The organism is Pseudomonas sp. B424, from assembly GCF_055408345.1.
In genome coordinates this window covers 80,127-98,587 of the sequence record NZ_JBUZTL010000006.1, presented here as the reverse complement: position 1 = coordinate 98,587, position 18,461 = coordinate 80,127, and the positions used below count along the sequence as shown (strand labels likewise).

Annotated in this window: 18 protein-coding genes; 4 read left to right on the top strand and 14 right to left on the bottom strand. The window is 59.0% G+C overall.

Translation table 11 applies throughout. From position 1 onward, the window contains the following. Positions 1–7 precede the first annotated feature (7 nt). Entirely contained in the window at positions 8–772 is a 765-nt protein-coding gene (locus ACZRMS_RS09710; RefSeq protein ID WP_048358321.1) for an enoyl-CoA hydratase family protein, read from the bottom strand. 174 nt (positions 773–946) lie between these two features. Then, on the bottom strand, positions 947–1,528 hold the full coding sequence (locus tag ACZRMS_RS09705; RefSeq protein ID WP_463995151.1) for a PadR family transcriptional regulator: 582 nt from the start codon (positions 1,526–1,528) through the stop codon (positions 947–949). Between the two features lie 700 nt (positions 1,529–2,228). Between ACZRMS_RS09705 and ACZRMS_RS09700 the strand changes: the two genes are divergently transcribed. The 3 genes from ACZRMS_RS09700 (at position 2,229) to ACZRMS_RS09690 (ending at position 4,854) form a co-directional block, all read left to right on the top strand. Continuing rightward, positions 2,229–2,351, top strand: coding sequence for a hypothetical protein (locus ACZRMS_RS09700; RefSeq protein WP_463995150.1), 123 nt, complete (start codon positions 2,229–2,231; stop codon positions 2,349–2,351). Between the two features lie 149 nt (positions 2,352–2,500). Continuing rightward, positions 2,501–3,673, top strand: a complete 1,173-nt coding sequence (locus ACZRMS_RS09695) for an acyl-CoA dehydrogenase family protein (protein ID WP_463995274.1) — start codon at positions 2,501–2,503, stop codon at positions 3,671–3,673. Beyond that, positions 3,670–4,854, top strand: coding sequence for an acyl-CoA dehydrogenase family protein (locus ACZRMS_RS09690; protein ID WP_463995149.1), 1,185 nt, complete (start codon positions 3,670–3,672; stop codon positions 4,852–4,854). The genes ACZRMS_RS09695 and ACZRMS_RS09690 overlap by 4 nt, the downstream gene beginning before the upstream one ends. Positions 4,855–4,966: 112 nt before the next feature. Here ACZRMS_RS09690 and ACZRMS_RS09685 read toward each other — a convergent pair whose 3' ends face one another. The 5 genes from ACZRMS_RS09685 to ACZRMS_RS09665 form a co-directional block, all read right to left on the bottom strand. Next, on the bottom strand, positions 4,967–6,580 hold the full coding sequence (locus ACZRMS_RS09685) for a DUF1302 domain-containing protein (RefSeq protein WP_463995148.1): 1,614 nt from the start codon (positions 6,578–6,580) through the stop codon (positions 4,967–4,969). A gap of 100 nt (positions 6,581–6,680) precedes the next feature. Further along, complete coding sequence (locus ACZRMS_RS09680) at positions 6,681–8,063, bottom strand: DUF1329 domain-containing protein (RefSeq protein WP_463995147.1); 1,383 nt, start codon at positions 8,061–8,063, stop codon at positions 6,681–6,683. A gap of 93 nt (positions 8,064–8,156) precedes the next feature. Further along, positions 8,157–10,568 carry an efflux RND transporter permease subunit gene (locus ACZRMS_RS09675; protein WP_463995273.1) on the bottom strand — a complete coding sequence of 804 codons (2,412 nt, stop codon included), beginning with the start codon at positions 10,566–10,568 and terminating at the stop codon, positions 8,157–8,159. A gap of 282 nt (positions 10,569–10,850) precedes the next feature. Beyond that, positions 10,851–11,048, bottom strand: coding sequence for a hypothetical protein (locus ACZRMS_RS09670; RefSeq protein WP_463995272.1), 198 nt, complete (start codon positions 11,046–11,048; stop codon positions 10,851–10,853). Between the two features lie 2 nt (positions 11,049–11,050). Beyond that, positions 11,051–11,521 (bottom strand): hypothetical protein, encoded by a 471-nt coding sequence (locus tag ACZRMS_RS09665; protein WP_463995146.1) that lies wholly within the window; start codon positions 11,519–11,521, stop codon positions 11,051–11,053. Positions 11,522–11,993: 472 nt separating this feature from the next. On the opposite strand from ACZRMS_RS09665, the gene ACZRMS_RS09660 reads away from it, so the two are divergent. After that, complete coding sequence (locus ACZRMS_RS09660) at positions 11,994–12,224, top strand: hypothetical protein (RefSeq protein ID WP_048358333.1); 231 nt, start codon at positions 11,994–11,996, stop codon at positions 12,222–12,224. Positions 12,225–12,259: 35 nt separating this feature from the next. On the opposite strand, the gene ACZRMS_RS09655 is transcribed toward ACZRMS_RS09660, so the two are convergent. The 7 genes from ACZRMS_RS09655 to ACZRMS_RS09625 all read right to left on the bottom strand — a co-directional run bounded on the left by ACZRMS_RS09655 (position 12,260) and on the right by ACZRMS_RS09625 (position 18,455). Continuing rightward, positions 12,260–12,478, bottom strand: coding sequence for a hypothetical protein (locus tag ACZRMS_RS09655; RefSeq protein ID WP_463995145.1), 219 nt, complete (start codon positions 12,476–12,478; stop codon positions 12,260–12,262). A 122-nt stretch (positions 12,479–12,600) separates the two neighbouring features. Beyond that, positions 12,601–13,938, bottom strand: coding sequence for a phospholipase effector Tle1 domain-containing protein (locus ACZRMS_RS09650; protein ID WP_463995144.1), 1,338 nt, complete (start codon positions 13,936–13,938; stop codon positions 12,601–12,603). 199 nt (positions 13,939–14,137) lie between these two features. Next, on the bottom strand, positions 14,138–14,542 hold the full coding sequence (locus ACZRMS_RS09645) for a TraR/DksA family transcriptional regulator (RefSeq protein WP_016780464.1): 405 nt from the start codon (positions 14,540–14,542) through the stop codon (positions 14,138–14,140). Positions 14,543–14,879: 337 nt separating this feature from the next. Beyond that, positions 14,880–15,308, bottom strand: a complete 429-nt coding sequence (locus tag ACZRMS_RS09640; protein WP_463995143.1) for a hypothetical protein — start codon at positions 15,306–15,308, stop codon at positions 14,880–14,882. A 149-nt stretch (positions 15,309–15,457) separates the two neighbouring features. Beyond that, entirely contained in the window at positions 15,458–16,144 is a 687-nt protein-coding gene (locus tag ACZRMS_RS09635) for a hypothetical protein (RefSeq protein ID WP_463995142.1), read from the bottom strand. Between the two features lie 371 nt (positions 16,145–16,515). Further along, the gene (locus ACZRMS_RS09630) at positions 16,516–17,241 is read right to left on the bottom strand and encodes an aspartate/glutamate racemase family protein (RefSeq protein ID WP_463995141.1); all 726 of its coding nucleotides are present in this window, start codon (positions 17,239–17,241) and stop codon (positions 16,516–16,518) included. Beyond that, positions 17,238–18,455, bottom strand: a complete 1,218-nt coding sequence (locus tag ACZRMS_RS09625) for an S-methyl thiohydantoin desulfurase domain-containing protein (RefSeq protein WP_463995140.1) — start codon at positions 18,453–18,455, stop codon at positions 17,238–17,240. Before ACZRMS_RS09625 ends, ACZRMS_RS09630 begins: the two co-directional genes overlap by 4 nt. Between the last annotated feature and the right edge of the window lie 6 nt (positions 18,456–18,461).

Here is an 18,461-nt window from a genome sequence, read left to right as displayed (position 1 = left end):
CAGCTCCTCAGAAGGTGGCGTCGCGTTTTTCGACGAACGCGCGGCGGGTTTCAGCGGAGTCCGCGCTGGTGTACGCCTGGAGCGTGAAACCTTGCTCCCAGCGGTATTTGTCTTCCAGGTTGCCGTCTTCGATACCGTTCAACGCCTCTTTGGCGATGCGGATCATGTCCGGGCTTTTGCTGGCAATCTTGTGGGCGATCTGCAACGCGGTTTCGCGCAACTGCTCCCGCGGCACTACGCGCTCGATAAAGCCGTATTGCTGGGCCTCGACCGCACCGATCTTGTCGCCGGTAAAGAACAGGTAACGGACTTTTTGCACCGGGAACAGACGCTGCAAATGCGCACCGCCGCCCATGGCACCGCGATCGACTTCCGGCAGGGCAAAGGTGGCGCAATCCGAGGCGACCACGATGTCGGCGGCACCGGTAATACCGATCCCGCCGCCCAGCACATAACCGTGAACCGCGACGATCACCGGCACCGGATTGCGATGCACCGCCTTGAAGGTGGCGTAGTTGCCCGCGTTGACCTTGACGATGAGCTCCGGGTGGGCGTCCAGTTCCTTGATATCGACACCGGCGCAAAAACCGCGGCCTTCGGCGCGAATCACGATGACCCGCACCTGCGGGTCCTGACCCAGGGCTTCGAGGGTGTGCGCCAGATCCAGCCATTCCTGACTGTTGAGGGCATTGACAGGTGGCCTGTCGATCACCAGCTCAGCGACGCCTGCGTCGATACTGGTGTGAAATGCGGTATGAGTTGCGCTGTTCACAGGTGCTCCCGGGTTGGCAAAGGCATGGGGGCAGTATGGGAAGGCGCTGGGGGCGGATCATCGTCCGTTGAGACTAAACAAAGGCCTGTGGGAGCCGGCTTGCCAGCGACGGCATGCGCAGTGCGTCAGGCACGCAGCGGCGTCTGTATCGCTGGCAAACCAGCTCCCACAACATCACCCGTGTTTTTTGAAAAGAGTCGCCGAATCGCTCCCTGCCGGCCCGTCGACTATGGCTTTGGCGGTGTTGTTGAGCAGGTTGTGCACCCGCTCGATCTCGGTCGGGCTCCAGAGGCCACTGTGCAGTTGCAAGGCATGACGCAAGTTGTGCACCGCCTCGTGAATCTCTGCCGGCCGGTCCAGGCTGCACAACGAGCGCCTGCTGACCTCGATGCGCATGCGCACACCATCGAGGGCGACCTCTTGCTGAGCCAGGGCCGAACGCCCCGTTTCAGTGATGCTGTAGCACTTCTTGTCGCCCTGAACACAGACGTCAATCAGGTTCGCCGCTTCAAGACAGGCCAAAGTCGGATAGATGATCCCGGGGCTGGGGCTGTAAGCGCCGTCAAACAAGGCCTCGATATACTGGATCAGGCCATAGCCGTGACGCGGCTGCTCACCGATCAACTCCAGTAACAGCAGCTTCAAGTCACCGGCCGCGAACACCCGGGGGCTGCGGCTGCTGCGTTCCCGACTCTGACGTTTATCTACCCCGTCACGCCCGTCCGTTTCATACAGATAACTGTGTTGATTCATCATTTTTTATATCTTCCACATTGCAATAAAACACAACTTAAAACACAACCTAATAATCAACTCAAGCCACGTACCCCACACCATCAAAAAGATATAATGTTTTTAATTCAAAACGATATAACCCGGCCAACCATCAAGATATAACTTTTATCCGCAGCATTAAAAAAAACCATTCAATCCAACCAAGCAACACGCAAAATCATCGACCGCCCATCAAACCGACAAACTATAACCATCCAATTGATATTCTTGTGTTTTTGCTCGCGAGACCCTACAAATTGACGCGATATATGCAATTTCATCCGACACTCAACAGCCTTAGACTACACAAATAGGAGAAAAGGACTACTAGAGTTATATAGGCACAGAAAACAACTTGATGGATACTTTTGGCCGCTGAAAGTTTGCACATTTTATGCATCAATTTAATGATCAGCGCACACTCGCACTAAACTTCTTAAACAGCTCGATAAACAACACAGGTTCATATTGAGTGAGCCTGTTCAATTCAATTACACAACAGAAAAATATCATGCTCAAAAAACGGTTTATCTCATCGCAGGTTCCGTGTTGACTGTGGCCGCTGGCGCCTCCAGCGCATGGGCGGCAGGCGAATCCAGAAGTGTCATCAACATCAGCGCTTAAGTCCCTTCCCTGATATTCAATGTCCCGCGTCAACCCGGAGTCTGGCCGGGATGAAACCATGAACGACAACCCGGTCACCCTCTCTCTGAGCGGCGTGAACCAGATCTATAACGTCAAAAATACCGATGGCTCGGTCCATCCCTATATCGAATGCCGCCCTTACCCGGCGGTAATACCGTAATCATGCAAATTATTTTTGACAGCCCGCTTGCCGGGCAATCCCCAGGCACGCACCCTGCCCGAACGGACTAGTCCGGCTCAGGGATTGCACCCGTGCGGCACTCTTACATGCTCGTGCCTGACCCACCTGACAACGACGAGAGCCGCCCCATGGAGTTTGCCCTGACTGACGAGCAGCGAATGATTCAGCAGTCTGCTGAACGCTTTTTGGCCCAAGTGGCCAGCTCAAGTGCCGTGCGCGCGGCAATGGCCAGTATAAGCGGGCACGACCCGCAGACCTGGGCCCAGATCGCCGGTGAGCTCTGTTGGCCGGCCCTGGCGATTCCCGAAGCCTATGGCGGGCTGGGGCTGGGCTTTGTCGAGGTCAGTCTGCTGCAGGAACAGTTGGGCCGCTGCCTGCTGCCCACACCTTTTTTTGCCACCTGCTGCCTGGCCATCCCCGCACTGCTGCTCAGCCGCAACACCGCCCTCAAGGCCCAATGGTTGCCTCGGATTGCCGCCGGTGAAGTGACCGCCAGCCTGGCCTACACCAGCACCGCTCACTGGGATGACAGCGCGATCATGGTGTATGCCCAAAGCTGTGACGGTGGTTACCGGCTCAACGGTCATTACCAGTATGTAATTGATGGCGCTGACTGCGACCTGTTGATCATCGCCGCGCGCACCCCGGGCAGCGTCGGGGAGGCAGGCATCCGCCTGTTTGCATTGCCCGCCGATACACCGGGCATCAGTCGCCAGCATCTGCCGAGTCTGGATCAGACCCGACGCCTGGCCCGCGTGACCCTCAAGGACGTTGAACTGGGCGAAGAGCAATTGCTCAGCGAGCCGGGCCTTGGCTGGCCGCTGCTGCGCGACGTCCTGCACATCGCCTGCATTGGCCTGGCCGCCGAGCAAACCGGCGGCGCGCAACACACCCTGGACATGACCCTGGCCTACATCACCGGGCGCGAGCAGTTCGGACGCAGCATTGCCAGCTTTCAGGCGATCAAGCACCGCTGCGCCGACTTGATGCTGGCAGTTGAATGCGCCCGTTCGGCCAGTTACTACGCGGCGTGCATCGCCGATCAATGCCTGAATATCGATGGCGATCCCGGTGCCCGGCGGCAATTGGCCGAAGTGGCGGCAGTGGCAAAGATCCACGCCAGCGAAGGGTTTTACCACTGCGCGGCCGAGTCGATTCAGCTGCACGGCGGTGTTGGTTTCACCTGGGAATACGACCCGCACTTGTATTTCAAACGCGCCAGGGCCAGCGAACATCTGTTCGGTACGCCGGCCTTTCACCGCGAACAACTGGCCAGACAGATTTTCGGGGATCGCTCATGAATATTGGCTTCAGCGCAGCAGACGAGCAGTTTCGCAAACAGGTCGCGCAGTGGATGCAGCAACACCTGACAGGGGAATTTGAGGTACTGCGGTTCAGGGGCGGGCCCGGTGATGAAGACTTTGCTCCCCACCTGCGCAAGGCCTGGGAACAGGTGCTGGCCAAGGGTCGCTGGATTGGTGCTGGCTGGGCCGTGGAGCATGGTGGCCGGGGGCTGAGCATCAACCAGCAAGTGATCTTCTTCGAGGAATACGCCCGCGCCGGTGGCCCGGGACGCATGGGTCATATCGGCGAAGGGCTGGTCGGCCCGACTCTCGCGGCGTTTGGTACGCCAGAACAGCAACAGCGGTTTTTGCCACCGATTCTGGCCGGGCAACACTTTTGGTGTCAGGGCTACTCCGAGCCCGGCGCCGGGTCGGACCTGGCCAACATCAAAACCCGCGCCAGCCTGGATACCGGGACTGGGCAGTGGCAGATCAACGGGCAAAAAGTCTGGACTTCACTGGCCCACGAATCGGACTGGTGCTTTGTGCTGGCACGCACCGAGCCTGGCAGTTCGGGGCATCGCGGGCTGTCTTTCTTGCTGGTGCCGATGGATCAGCCCGGGGTTCGGGTACAGCCGATCCGGCAACTGACCGGCACCTGCGAATTCAATGAAGTGTTTTTTGACGGGGCGCTGACCTCGGCACACAACCTGATCGGCGAACCGGGTGATGGCTGGAAGATCGCCATGGCCTTGCTGGGTTTTGAGCGCGGTGTATCGACGCTGGGGCAGCAGATGCAGTTCCAGAATGAACTGGACGAGGTGGTGCGCATTGCCAGGGCCAACGGCGCCGCGCAAGACCCGATCCTGCGCCAGCGCATTGCCCAGGCCTGGAGCGGGTTGAGAGTGTTGCGCTACAACTCGTTGCGCATGCTCTCCGGCCCACAGGATGGCAGCCTGCGCCCCGAAGCCACGATCTACAAGCTGGCGTGGTCTAACTGGCATGTGGAGCTGGGCAAATTGGCGATGGACGTACTGGGCCCGGAAGCGGAGTTACTGGCCGGGGCACCGTATCAACTGACGCGGTTGCAAGCGCTGTTCCTGTTCACCCGTGCCGATACCATCTACGGTGGCAGCAGCGAGATACAGCGCAACATCATTGCCGAACGGGCCTTGGGGATGCCGCGGGAAGCGCGGTAATACCCGACTCCGCAGCGCAAGCCTGCTGGCGAAGACACTCCTGAGGTCATCCAGCCAGACCTCACCGCCTGCATCGCTGGCAAGCCAGCTCCCACACATTCAGCCTTTGCTTTCAAAACGTGTACTTGCCGTTGAACGACAGGTAATCCCTGTCCGCCATGGTCCGCCCCTGGGCGATATCTGCCGAGCTCAGGTACGCCACATAGGTCAGCCCCAATTGAAAGTTGCCCAGGTATTTGAAATCCCCGCCCAATGTCAGGCGCTTTTCCGCACGACCCAGTCCCGAGTAGGCACTGCCGTCAATGTTCTGGGTCCAGGTGGCCTTGGTGGTCAGGTCCCAGCCATTGAATACGTTGGGGTGATCAAAGTAGGCGCCGATCCCCAGCAGGCTGGAGCCCCGCGTCTGGCCGTCGTACACGTATTTGTTGAACGTGCCGTCTGTGCCCGCCCCGCCACCGGTAATGGTCAGGTCATCCACGCCCTGGATCCGCTGGTGCACGACTTCGGTCATCAACGTGGTTTGTTGGGCCATGAACGTCGGCCCGATCATGTACACCGCGTTCAGGTTGCCTTGCCACACCTGGCCACGGGCCGGAGCGCCATTGCTCAGGTACACCGCCGCACCGTCGCGGTAACTCAGGTCGCCGGCAAACTGCACCGAATCCCCCGCTTTGGTGGTGAAGCTCATGCCGGTCAGTTTGATGTTGTCAAAGTAGCCCAGCTGGTAACTCGGGCCGTTGCCATTGCCGCCCACCTTGTTCAGCGAGGAATAGTGGGTCTGCCCGGTAAAGTCGAAAAACAGCGCCGGCACACGGTCGTGGTAACGGTAATGGAACAGGCCGATTTCGGTGTTTTGCGTCACCCGGTAACGGGTACCAAGGCCCCACTCGCCACTGTTTCCCGGTTTGACCGAGCCGCCATACCCCACGGCGGATGCGTCCGGCAGGTTGTCGATGATGCCCGGTGCCAGACGAAAGAACTCGGCGCCCGGGCCAAATGTGTCGCTGCCAAAGTAGTCGCCCACAGGGTTGAGTTGGGTCTCTTCCCACTTGTATTGGTAGAAGCCAAGCAAGGCCAGGTCTTCATTCACCGACCACGAGCCCGAAACCTGCCCCACCGGCAGGTAGGCATCCTTGGCTTCTGTGCCCGGTACGTTGAATTTGGTCGAGTCCACAGGTGCCTGGCCCTGGCTGATGTTGGGCCAGAACAGGCTCTCGCCCCAGGCCACCAGATGCCGCCCCGCCTTGAGGGACACATACTGATCGTCATTGACGGTGAAGTCGCCGTACACGTAGGCGTCCAGCAGGCGCGCCTTGCTGCCGCTGAGTTTGCGCGTGTCCCGGCTGAAGTCGTTGTAGCGACCGGTCTTGTTCACCGTGTCCGGTGAGTCGTTGTCGTTGCGCTGGTGGTAGACCTCGTCATAGAAATGACTGCCGCGCATCACCGCGCCGAGGTTGTCGTGCTTGAGCATTAATTCGCCAAACACACTGACCCGGTTGTTGATCAACGAACCGCGCTTGAAGTTGCGTGTGGCATCGTCGTAGTTGATGTTGTTGAGGTATTCATGATCCGGCTTTTCGGTCCGCATCGAGGCGGTGTAGTTGACGGTCAGCGACGAATCGAGGGTGGTGTTTTCACCCAGTTCGAGAGTCGGCGCCCCCACCGCCAGTGTGCTCAGCACCGACAGCAAACCGGTGCCCACAAAACGTGTGTAGTGCTTGAACATGCCTTGCTCCTTTTTATTGTTTTTTTTGCTTCGCCCAGCCCTCTGCACACAGGCAGGGCCTGTGGCAGTTGGCGTAGGGCAAAGTCAGGGAGTTACAGGATTACTTGCCGGCCCGGCGTGCCGCTTCGGGGCCAAAATCCCCCGGAGCAAAACCGCCCTTGTTCAGGACATAGCCGTTGCGCTGCTCGTTGATCAGGTTGAAGGCCAGGTAGCTGCCGGCGTTCAAGTCGTGATACAGCCCGACACCGGCCTGCCAGCTCTGGGTTTCCGGGGCGTAGAAGTAGTTGACCATGGAGGTGCGCCACAGCTCGCCACGGTTGTCGTAGTTGTCGCCCATGATCGGGAACCAGCTGTCTTCGTCGATGTACATCGTGCGCTTGCCATACAGGTGGCGGTTGCCGGGCTTGAGTACGCCTTCAAGCACCCACACACGGTGCAGCTCGTAACGCATGCTGTCCGGGTTGATATGGCCGGGGGTCAGCAGGTTGGCGTATTTCAGGTCGTTGGCGTGCAGGCGCGCGGTGTTGTAGGGGATATACAGCTCTTTTTTACCGACGATGTTCCAGTTGTAGCGCTGGGCAGAGCCGTTGAAGATCCGGACTTCGTCGACAGTGATCGAGCCGCCGGAGCCCGGGAATGCCATATCAAAACCATAACCGGGGGACTGGCGCACGCGGCGTGTGCCCGGGTCGTAGCGCCAGCTCTGGCGCGGCTCGGTCTTGTCGTTCCAGTATTCGGTACCGGTGTTGATTTCGCCCTTGTCACGTTGTGGCAGCAGGGTTTCGTTGAGGTAGAACGAGGAGTTGCCGGTAGTGTCGCCAATCTTGCCCGGTTCCAGCCCCGGCGCCATGTTGCGTGAGTGCACGCGGCCCCAGTTGATATTGCCGTCCTTGAGCACATAGGCGTTGTCGGAGGTGTATTCCTCGGTCCAGGCGCGCACGGTAAACAGCGAGGCGTTTTTCAGCAGTTCAATGCCGTTTTGCGGGATCGGGAATGCCACACCACCGGTGCGCGCGACCACGCCTTCGCCGTCGTCAACCAGCTTGGCGACCGATGCGTTTTCAAGGGTGGCCTTGCACACCGTGTCAGAGAAGCGGAAGTCACGGTGCGACGGGTAAATCGGCATGCGGAAGCTTTGCGGGTAGAGCTTGAACAGGGCTTTTTGCCCCTCGGACAGATGCGCGGCGTACTGGTCAAGATTTTGCGCAGTGATCACAAACAACGGTTTTTCGCCGGGGTAAGGATCAATCGGGTGCTTGCCCGTACCCTCGAACTTCATCCCCGGCGCCGCGCCCAGCCATTGCCCGCCAAACGCCGGGATGGTGCCTTCGGCATTGCCTTCCTTTTGCGCCCCGACGCAGGTCAGGTCCTTGCCCAGCCGGGCGATCTGGTCGGCGGGAGCCTGGGCTGCTGCCAGCCCGCTGTAACCGTGCAAAACGAGAGCAACTGACAGCCAGCCGCCCATCTGTGTGATACGTCGCATGCGGGGGTTCTCCTTCTTATTGTATGAATCCAAAACCTCGTAGCCGCTGCCGAAGGCTGCGCTGGAGCGCGAACCGGTCCTGACAGGGGCCACTCAATCTGTCTGAACAGTTGCATCAAGGGGTTTACGACCGCTTCGCGGCCGGACGCAACCTTCGGCAGCTGCTACAGGGGATCTGTCAGCCACCAACGGTTTGCCCAGGTTGAACCAGGCGGCCAGCGCCGGCAGCAGGAAGATCGCGCCCAGCACGTTGACCATAAACATGAAGGCCAGCAGCAGGCCCATGTCGGCCTGGAACTTGAGGGGCGCAAACACCCAGGTGCACACCCCCAGCGACATGGTGACCGCAGTAAAGACCGCCGCCGTGCCGCGCTGGCACATGGCGCGGTAAAAGGCTTCGCGCAGGTCTTGCCCTGCTGCCATTTCATGTTCGATGCGCTCGTACAGGTAGATGCCGTAATCCACCCCCACCCCGACACCCAGCGCCATCACCGGCAGGGTCGCGACTTTGAGGCCTATGCCCAGCAGCGCCATGAGTGCATTGCACAGCACCGCGACTATCGCCAGCGGCACCAGAATGCACAGCACCGCACGCACTGAACGGAAGGTCAGCAGACAGAACAGCGCGACCGAGAAGAACAGCGCCGCGAGCATCACCACCTCGGCGTGCTTGACCGCTTCGTTGGACGCGGCCATGACGCCGATATTGCCGCCCGCCAGTTTGAACTCCACCCCCGGCACCTGAATCCCGGCGATGATGCGTTTGGCCTCGTCCAATACATGGGCCACGGTGGAGCCTTCGTGATCGGTCAGAAACACCAGGATTTGCATCTGCTGGCAGCCGTCAGTCACCAGCCCCGAATCCGGCGAATAGGCGTAGGCGCCCTGCTGCAAACCCTGGGCAGAACCGGGGATGGCCGCCCAGCGCGGGTTGCCTTCGTTGTTGCCGGCAATCACTTGCTTGCTCATGCCTGCCACGCTTTGCACCGACTGCACGCCGGGCACTTCGCGCATCTTGAAGTCGAAGGTTTCCACCGCCCGCATCACGGCCGGGTCGAGGCAGGCCTCACTTCGGTCGCGAATGGTCAGGAACACCGAAAGCACATCGAGGCCGATGGAGTAGTTGCCGATGATCTTCTGGTTGTCCTGGTTGTAGCGCGAGTCGGCGCGCAGTTCCGGGGCGCCGGAGCCGATGTCGCCGATCGCCAGCTCTCGGGCCTTGATCGCTCCCACTGCCAAGAGCACCAGGCTGATGGCGAACACCCAGAGGGCCGGCCCCGGCGTGGCGAGCGCGGACAGCCGCCACCACAGCGGGTGGCGGGCATCATCGGCACGGGCCTTGACCGTCATCAGTCGTGGTTCAAGTTGCAGGTGCGCGATGATCAGGGGCAGCATGATTTTGTTGGTGATGATCATCAGCATGACGCCAATGCAGGCCGTAACCCCCAGCTCGTGAACGATGGGGATATCGATCAGCATGATCACCCCGAACCCCAGGGCGTTCATCAGCAGCGCCAGGGCGCCGGGGATAAAAATCTTGCTGAACGCCGCCTTGGCGGCACTGACCGAATCACTGCCGGCCAGCACTTCCTGCTTCCAGGCATTGGTCATTTGCACGGCGTGGGATACGCCAATGGAGAAAATCAGGAACGGTACCAGAATCGACATCGGGTCGATCCCCAGGCCCAGCAATGGCAACAGGCCCAGCAGCCAGACCACCGGCAGCAAGGCGACAAACAGCGCCACCAGGGTCAGGCGCAACGAGCGTGAGTACACCCACAGCAAGGCACCGGTGATCAGGAACGCGATGGCGAAAAAGCCCATCACCGTGTTCAGCCCCTCCACCACGTCGCCCACCAGTTTGGCGAAGCCGACGATGTTGATTTCGATGTTGGCGTTGCTGTATTTGGTGCGGATAGTTTCCAGGCGCTGGGCGATTTGCACATAGCTCACCGGCTGCCCGGTCTTGGGGTCCACGTCCTGTAGATCGGCACGAACCATGGCCGATTTCAGGTCGTTGGCCAGCAAGCGGCCGATCTGCCCGGACCGTGCGGCATTGCTGCGCACTTGCTGTAAATCTTCGGGGGTGGCGGCGTATTGAGGCGGCACCACCAGATCACCGACATACCCGTCTTCGGTGATTTCGATGTAGCGCACATTGGGGGTAAACAGCGAGGTCACACTGGGGCGGCTGACCCCGGAGATAAAGAACACATCATCCGTGACCTGTTGCAGGGTCTGGAGGAACTCGGGGTTGTAGATATCGCCATCGCCCTTCCAGTGCACGCTCACCAGCAGACGATTGGCGCCGGTAAACACCCGGCTGAAATCCAGAAAGTTGAGCATGTAGGCATGACGCACCGGGATCTGTTTGTTGAACCCCGGGTCCAGCCGTACCTGGGTGGCGCTATAGCCCAGCGCCAGGGTGACCAGCAGAAAAAAGCCGAGCAGGACCTTGCGCCGGGCCATCAATTGCCCGGCACAGCGGTTGACAAAGCGCTGCATGGCGGTGAGTTCAGATGCGTTGGTCATTACGACCTCGCACAGCAACAGTAATGACGATAACGCCCATGCTGACGATCCCTCGCACACTTGTTGTAAGTGATCGCGATAATCAAACGCCCCCGCCCCCTGAACATCGTCCATTGGGGTTAGGCTGTTTGAGGGATAGACACCTGTTGAACCTTTAGCCGCTGCCGAGGCGCGAGGCTGCGCCGGGCAGCGTAGCGCCCCCCGATCTTCTGAAGGCCCTTGGGCCCTTATCGCAGCCCCGTGCCGCGGCAGCGATTACAGGGGCTGGCTGGCCTGCAACATTTGCAGTTCGCGGCGCACCATGCCGGCGTATTCGGCGGGGCGCAAGCTGTACAGCTGCCCCGCGCACCAGTTGAGCCAAGCGCCTTGCAGGACTGCCTTGTGTGCAAACAGCTCAGCCGCCTGAGCCCGGGCCTGCTCAAGGTGCTGCTGGTGAAACGCGTGGCGCGTCAGGGTCACTCTTTGCTGGCCTTGAACGTCAGCTCGCCCTTGGGCCATTTGGCGGCTTTGGCGGTGACGGCCTTCAGGGTTTTGCTCAGGCCTTCTTTCAACTGTTCCTGGGCCGCGAAGATCAGCATCACGGTCTGGCCTTCCTTGAACACGATGCCTTCGCCCAGAGGCGAGCTGACATAGGCGTACTCGCCAATGCCGTAGATGGTCATTTTGATATCGCGGAACTTTATTTCGAGCTTGCCGCCTTCACGGCTGGGCAAGACAGCGGCACGAAAATGATCGCCGACCTTGAGCCCAAGGCCCGGTTTGTCATCTACCACCATCGCTGTTTCTGTATCGATCTCAGCGATGTAAATACCTTCTGAGGTCTGCTCTGTGATGTACACAAAACGGGACTGGAACAACTTGACCAAGCGTGCCCGCAAGTCACCCAGAACAAACAACGCATGCATCTCCAAATTGCTGACTGCCAACGAAAAACCCTCGAAAACTTGAAGTGGGACTGCCAGAAAAAAGACAGGCAGCTGAAAAAGGCCGCAGCCACTTGTTGAAGTAAAAAACCGAGTACAACAAGGCCTCCTGACTGTTCGAGTCAGAAGTGACATATGACATCAGGACTAACGAGTCACGCCATGATTAACCCGGCGAACAGGTACCCGCAATTGAAGGGCATCAACCTGGGCCCGCAACAGCGAAAACTGGCTAAAAAATACTGCCGGGGCGCCATTCTACCGGCTCAAACCTGAACTTGGGTATACACAACCGCCCCTCTATCAGGCAATACCTGTATTTTTTGCTGCATTTGGGCCCCGTTCGGCAGGGCTTTCGTCGCACGAATGCGTTAACTGCGCCGCTGGCAGTCAACAACTGCCATACTGACGAAAAATCGACCTGGCCCATGCCGCCGGGTTGTCTGGCTCCATTACCTCGAAGGGAAAGTGACACGTGACGGAATTTGATATTGGCGAATTTTTTATCCGCGGCGAGTCCAAAGAAGTCGACGGTGAGTTTCAGGCAGTGATTGTGATGCGGGCCAAACCACCGCTAAAAACCGTGACCTACCACCAGGTCGAGAAAGACCGCTGGTTCAAGACAGCCGAACAGGCAGAAATCGCGGCCAAGGGTTCGGCTCAGGAACTGAAGCTCGCCGTGGACGCTGGTGCCCTCAACGCCTGAACCGCAGCCCCGCAACATCCCCCCCTGATCCCGTCTCAAGCACGCTGAGCCCGAACCTGCATTGCGCAATGGTTGGCGCTCAGCTGCGCCAGCCAGGCTGCGCGGCACTCTTCAGCTTCCAGACGACTGGAAAACGCCGTACCGCGCTGTTCGCCATTGACCAGCACCACCCAGCACACCTTTTGCCCTGTGGCTCGCAAGCCCTTGGGTACACCGCTACCGATCATTACGGCGACATCAACCTGATTGGACATGATGGTCATTCCACCTATTTAGTTAGTCACCTAACGATGTCCGCCATATTAGAGAGTAAACACAACCGGAAAAAGCTATGTACTGCATAGATCCATTGCATCAGCGGTAACAATGCCCGGAGTTATGCCGGGGCCTTCTGATCGTACACAGAGCGCCCGCCCTCTTGCGGTATGTTGAAAAAAGCCTTGTCCAGCATGCCAAGACCCTCGCCCACATTGGCATTCCAGTTGGCCGACTGGTGAACGTAGCGCTGGCGCAACAGGCGCTCTTCGGCAACGCTCAACCGGATGCTCCCCTGGCGCACCTGTTCCTGTAGCCGGGCCGCAACGGGCAGCAACTCATCGGGCAACCCGGCCTGTGCATCGCTCAACCCGCCCAAAGGCACACCGTTCTCACACGCCAACCCGTGCATGATGCGCAAGTACACCCGTGAAAGCTGACCCTGTACCCGGCGCTGCATAAAGACGGCAGCCTGCACGCGCTTCATCGGGTCTTCGCGGCTACCCTCGGGTTGCTCGCGGGTGCGAATTTCCATCACGGCATCCGGGTCCAGGGGGTCGATCAAGTCTTCGGCCTGCCATGCCAGCAGCTGCGCGTGAGTAAACTTCCAGGCCCGGGTGTGCTTGATCGAGGTGGAGGTGCTGACCAGATTGCTTTGCCAGCGGGTAAGGAACACCTGCTCCTGCATTTCGTCGGGATAGCCGCCGCCCACATCGGCATGGGCTCCGGGCACCGCCACATCCATCGGCCATTGCGGGGCGATACGGTTCAACGAGAAATTGCGCCGCAGCTCATCACGGGCATTCAACTGCACGACCTGCCGTGCGCACTTGGGCCCCAGGTACAGATTGAGCCCCGGGTTGATCTCGTCGCCGACATCCCCAAGATCCTCCAGCCCGCCCATTGCCGCGACGGTATCGAACAGGCCCACAAACTGGATGACGCATTCAAAATCCGGGGCCAGCTCAAATTGCGTTTTGAAGGGGATGCGGGCGACCTGATTGACGAAATGCCGGGCCGCCGCTGCGCCGCGACTGAAACCGAAAATATCCAGTTGCACGCGGGTAATGGGATGAGCTGCATCCAGGCTCACAAAGTGGCGCAGGCACTCAATCAACTGCGCCCGGGCCTGATCGGCCTTGCCCAGTACGCCCGTGCGGCCACGGCCGTAGGTCAGGCCGGGGAAAGGCGTGTCGACCGCCCCGGTGGTGGTGCCGATGCCGCTGACATAGAGCGAGGCCAGCGCCCGGCCGGCGCCGTCAAACCCTGCCTGCGTCGGGTAGCACTGGTACAGCTTGGCGATATTGGTCGCAACGCCGGCATAGCTGCTGCCAGCATCCACTCTAAGGCCCTGGGCCTGACGCACTTGTCCGGTGAGGGTATTGAACGCGTTATTGGCTGTGCCATCGAAAAAAATGCCGACACGCAATACGCGCGCCGTCTTGCTTGAGTGACTCATGACACTGGCCCTCGATAAATTCCGCTTCGCGCAAAAACGCCGTGCCGAATATAAGGGGACACAACCGAAACACTCAGCTCAACGTCTACATTAAATTTTAGCGGGGATTACAACAGGCTGTATGGCCGGCAGTGCGAATGACTGCGGGGCCCGGCAAGCTGCCGGAGCCGCATGGTGCGGCCCCGGCAAGGTCAAACGCTTAGGCTTGACGCTGATGCTTGTCGATTTGCTCGTGACGCTCTTGAGCTTCGATGCAGTACTTGGTGGTCGGGCTGATCAGCAGGCGCTTAAGGCCGATTGCGTCGCCACTGTCATCACACCAGCCGAAGCTGTCGTCCTTGATACGTTCCAGAGCCTGTTCCAGCTGAGGCAACATGCGCTGATCACGATCAATTGCGTTCACCAGCCAGGTGCGCTCTTCTTCAACCGAAGCGGCGTCCGCAGGGTCGGCAGGAGTATCCAGGCTCTCGATCGCGATGCGGTTCTGCTCAATACGCTCGTGGGTTTCGACCTTCATGTTTTGCAACAGCTCACTGAAAAAAGCATGTTGCTCGGCATTCATGTAGTCATCCGCCGGCATGGCCAGCAACTTATCCTTTGTCATTGATTTCTCTATAAAAAATACGTGCATTAAGGCGAATTAGGGAGCGTCCTGACCGTTCTTCATCCCAACCAGTTAGGTGCCATCTATTTCAAGCGCCACCCGGCACTCAATTTACGAGGGGCGGCAGTCTAAGGCCGACTTATCGACTCAGCAACCGAAAAGACAGCTATTTGTCCAGCAAAACCTGGAAAGTGACGAAAAACGTGCTCAGCAGGGGCTAATGGAGTGCGTTTATAGCAAGAAATTCCATGACGGGGCTGAAAATGAAACACCACGCCCTAGGGCGTGGTGTGGTGAACGATTAAAACGCGGGCTGGATTCGCCCGTTGAACAACGCTCAGGGGCGCCGAATGACCGTCAGCAGCCAAGTCCCCGCTACATAGGCCGCACCTGTGGCGACCAGCCCCGCCACAGCGTTCCAGTTACTGAAAAAAGTGTTCAAGGCGCTGATCGTAGCCGGAATGTCGCTGGTACTGGCCGTGAGAGTGATGTTGGCCGTAATGGTCGGATCAGCCTTCAGATTGCCGCTGGCCTCCCCTGCCACCGTGCCAACTTGCACTAACCAGTAACCGGGAGCCGACTCTTTTGCCTGCGCTTGCACCCGCTGCTTCTTCAAGACATCGACGATACCCAGAGAAATGTCTTTGGCATTTTTATTGACGGTCGTGCAGAACAGTTTGACGTCCGCGGCGCTGACGTTATTGGCCGGTGTAAAAGCCAAAGAGCCCGTTTGGGTCAGGGTTTCAGCATTCACATGCGTATTCATAAAGAAATGTCCTTTTCTAGCGGGCATGCCGCGACAGGCACCCCCAATGATAAAAACCTGCGTACCACTATCTCCCGCCGGGAGAAGAGCGCCGGGCAAACAGGCCGGACTGATCAGCACCTGTTTGCCCGGCGAACAGGGCTTGGCGGTTAGCTGCGTTCGAGCAGAATGCCGGAGCGTTCATGCTGAATGGACAGCAACCGGTCGAGCACTTCACGAGAGACCTGAGAGACCTGGGAGTAGGTCACAGCCACCCTGATATTGTTGCCGCTCATGGTGGCGTTCAACGTGGCGCAGTTCATGCCGTCCGGAAATACAATTTTCTGCGGCCCCACCGCCACGTTGCTGGAGATCACCTCGCCGAGCACCAGGTTATTGAACAGACCTGCAAAGTAGGTCGGCGTGACCTGGAACTGGGCGCTGGCGCCACTGACGACACCTTTTTTGAAGATCGAACCTTGACCGCTCATGCCAATCCCCAGATTGGCCAGTTGGTTGGAGGTATTCTTGATGATGATCGAATCGCCCGGTGCCGACCCGCTACTGCGCACCAATTGCTGTACGTTGTCTTTAAACACACACTCCCACACCGTACCCAATTCAGAACCCAGGGTCTGACTTGACTTGTATACGCCAATGCCGCCGACCTGCTGGTAATTGGCGATTGCAACGTTGTAATCCACTTCCCACTCAACACCGCTATTACCACTTATGGGAACAGTCGTCTGCTTCCAGGAAACACTCTCCAACCCGATTGAGTTAGGCAGTTGTTGAAAAACGCCCATTGTCCAGGTGGCCTCGGTGTTGTTATTGAAGTCGATGTAATAAGCACTCATCTGTCATTGCTCCATTAGTTGCGTAGATGTTGCGTAGGTACCGCACTCAGACCGTCAAGGTACGAAGTATCAGATCGACCTCATGTACAACTCCCGCCAGGAGAGTTCAGCCTGCGCACTGGAGATAGCAACCTCCGTGCCAGGCAAAAAACTTGTTATTTATCAACATGAAAGTGTTTTTCCAGAGGATCTGGCCGGGCGTTATCGGCCAACTCGGTGAAACCGGGTGGACGAATTCGTCCGGCGCAAAATCAACAGGCGACCACCCACAGCAAAACTGCCGGATCGCAATGATCCGGCAGCAGTTATCGTCGACATGAGGGGTATGAGGGACGCAGCGGGCATACCGTCACTGCTGCCCTCCTTTCACGCTACGCGCCGGGTAGCGCGACCTTGCTGTAACACAGCCGGCTGGGGCGCAAACGCATCCGCACCAGTGAGACCAGAAAGCTGAACCCGCACTGGTTCGGGTCGAGCACCGGCACGTAGCAGCCCAATGACGCTTCAAGCAATGCGCCAACGCGCTCAGCCACACCGACAAAGCCGGTACAACCCAACAGGATTGATTGCGCACCATCCTGCTCGACAGCTTGCAGCGCTACCTCAAATGCCCTGGCGACCACGACATCCAGGTTCGACAATTGCTCCACCGGGCAATCCACCGAGCGGATCGAGGCGAATGACTGTGACAAACCATAGGTGGCCACATGTTCGCGCTGCATGGCCAACGTGCTGGGCATGATCGTGATGATGGAAAAGCGCTGGCAGAGGTTCAAGGCGCTGAAGGCAGAGGTCGGGAAACCACCCACAATGGGGATGTCGATCACTTCGCGGGCGGCCTCCACCCCGCACATATCGAAATCGCTGAGCCAGATACCGTCAAAGCCTTCCTGCTCCAGTGCGTGCGCCGCCGTCACAACGGCCATGGCATTTTCGGTCAGGTTGAATCGACTCTCGATATACGGGTTGCCCTCACGGATATTGCGCACTTCGACCTGCACGTCCGCGGGTATCACCGGCCTCACAGCGTCCATCAGCAGCGCGTTATAGGCATCGGTATTGACGGGCGCCAGGATGCAGACACGAAGAGCGCTCATCGCCCACCTTCCAGGCGATCCAACTGGCCAGGCCCCACTGATCGGTAGGGTCCGGTGTAGCCTGACGCCTGCAACCGTTGCATGAAGCTCCAGAGAATCAGCCCGTTCTCCTCAAGCAATGGCGCTTCGGCCTGCCAGGCGAGCAGCGTGACTTTGCGTTGCCGCAACTCGGGGCTGATGCCTCCTTGTTCTTGCACCACATCGCCATTGGAAAAGACCGCGGTACCCGGCCCCTCGACGAAGTAGGCAATACTGTCCGGTGCCATGGCCAGAGGCTCAGGCAACCGGCTGTCGTACACCAGCAACGATTCATTTTCATAGATCACGCTGATGCGGGCGTCCCCATCGCTGATACAAACCTTGCCAACATCGAAGCCGCCGCCGGTACTGGTTTCAGCCGAGACAAAGCGGCCGGGGCCTGCAATGGCATAAGCGGTCAGGCCCAATTGCTGCAAAAAGACGATCATGGCCTCGGCTGTTTCGATCTTGCCGTCTTGCAAAGCCCTGCCCACGGTCAGCGCACGGGACAAGGTGCCGCGAATGGGCAGCGCCCGGGCCAATTCGTCCGGTGTCATGACCCACATGGCCAAACCACCGAACTGGCCAAATTGGGGCTGGGAAACAATCGGGCGCATCATCTGTTCGATGATGACTGCGGCATTGTTTGAGTGCCCCGCGGCCTCGTCCAGGTCTGGTTGCGGCGTGACATTGAGCTCCACGCCAAGGCCCGAATGGCTGACCAGAAATGCCGGGCGCGCAATCACCCCAGCGGCGGCAAATGTCAGCATGGGCAATGACGGCACTGCCCGGCCGGCACCGTCGCCATCAATCACCGCCAGCCCCAGCCGTGCGGCCACCAGGCAGGCCACCAAGAAACCCAGGGCACCACTCTCGGGGGGCACCACATAGGCCAGCTCACGCCCCTGAGCGGCCAGGCGTTCCTGTACCAGCTGCACAGCCCGAACCGGCCCGTGCGGATACTTGCAACCCGCAATGGCCGCTGGAGACCCCAGATAAGCCAGCATGACGCACTCGCCGTTCACCGCCTCGGCGACAGTGACCACCCGGATCTTGTCGCTGGGGTAGTAATCGCCCCGATGAAAATGCGCCACCATATTGCGTGCCGAAAGCAACGTACCGCCACCGCCGCAGCCGAAGAAACAGCCACCTAACAGCAAGGGCTCCAGATCGTTGCGGCCAAGTTCATAGCTCATGTCAAA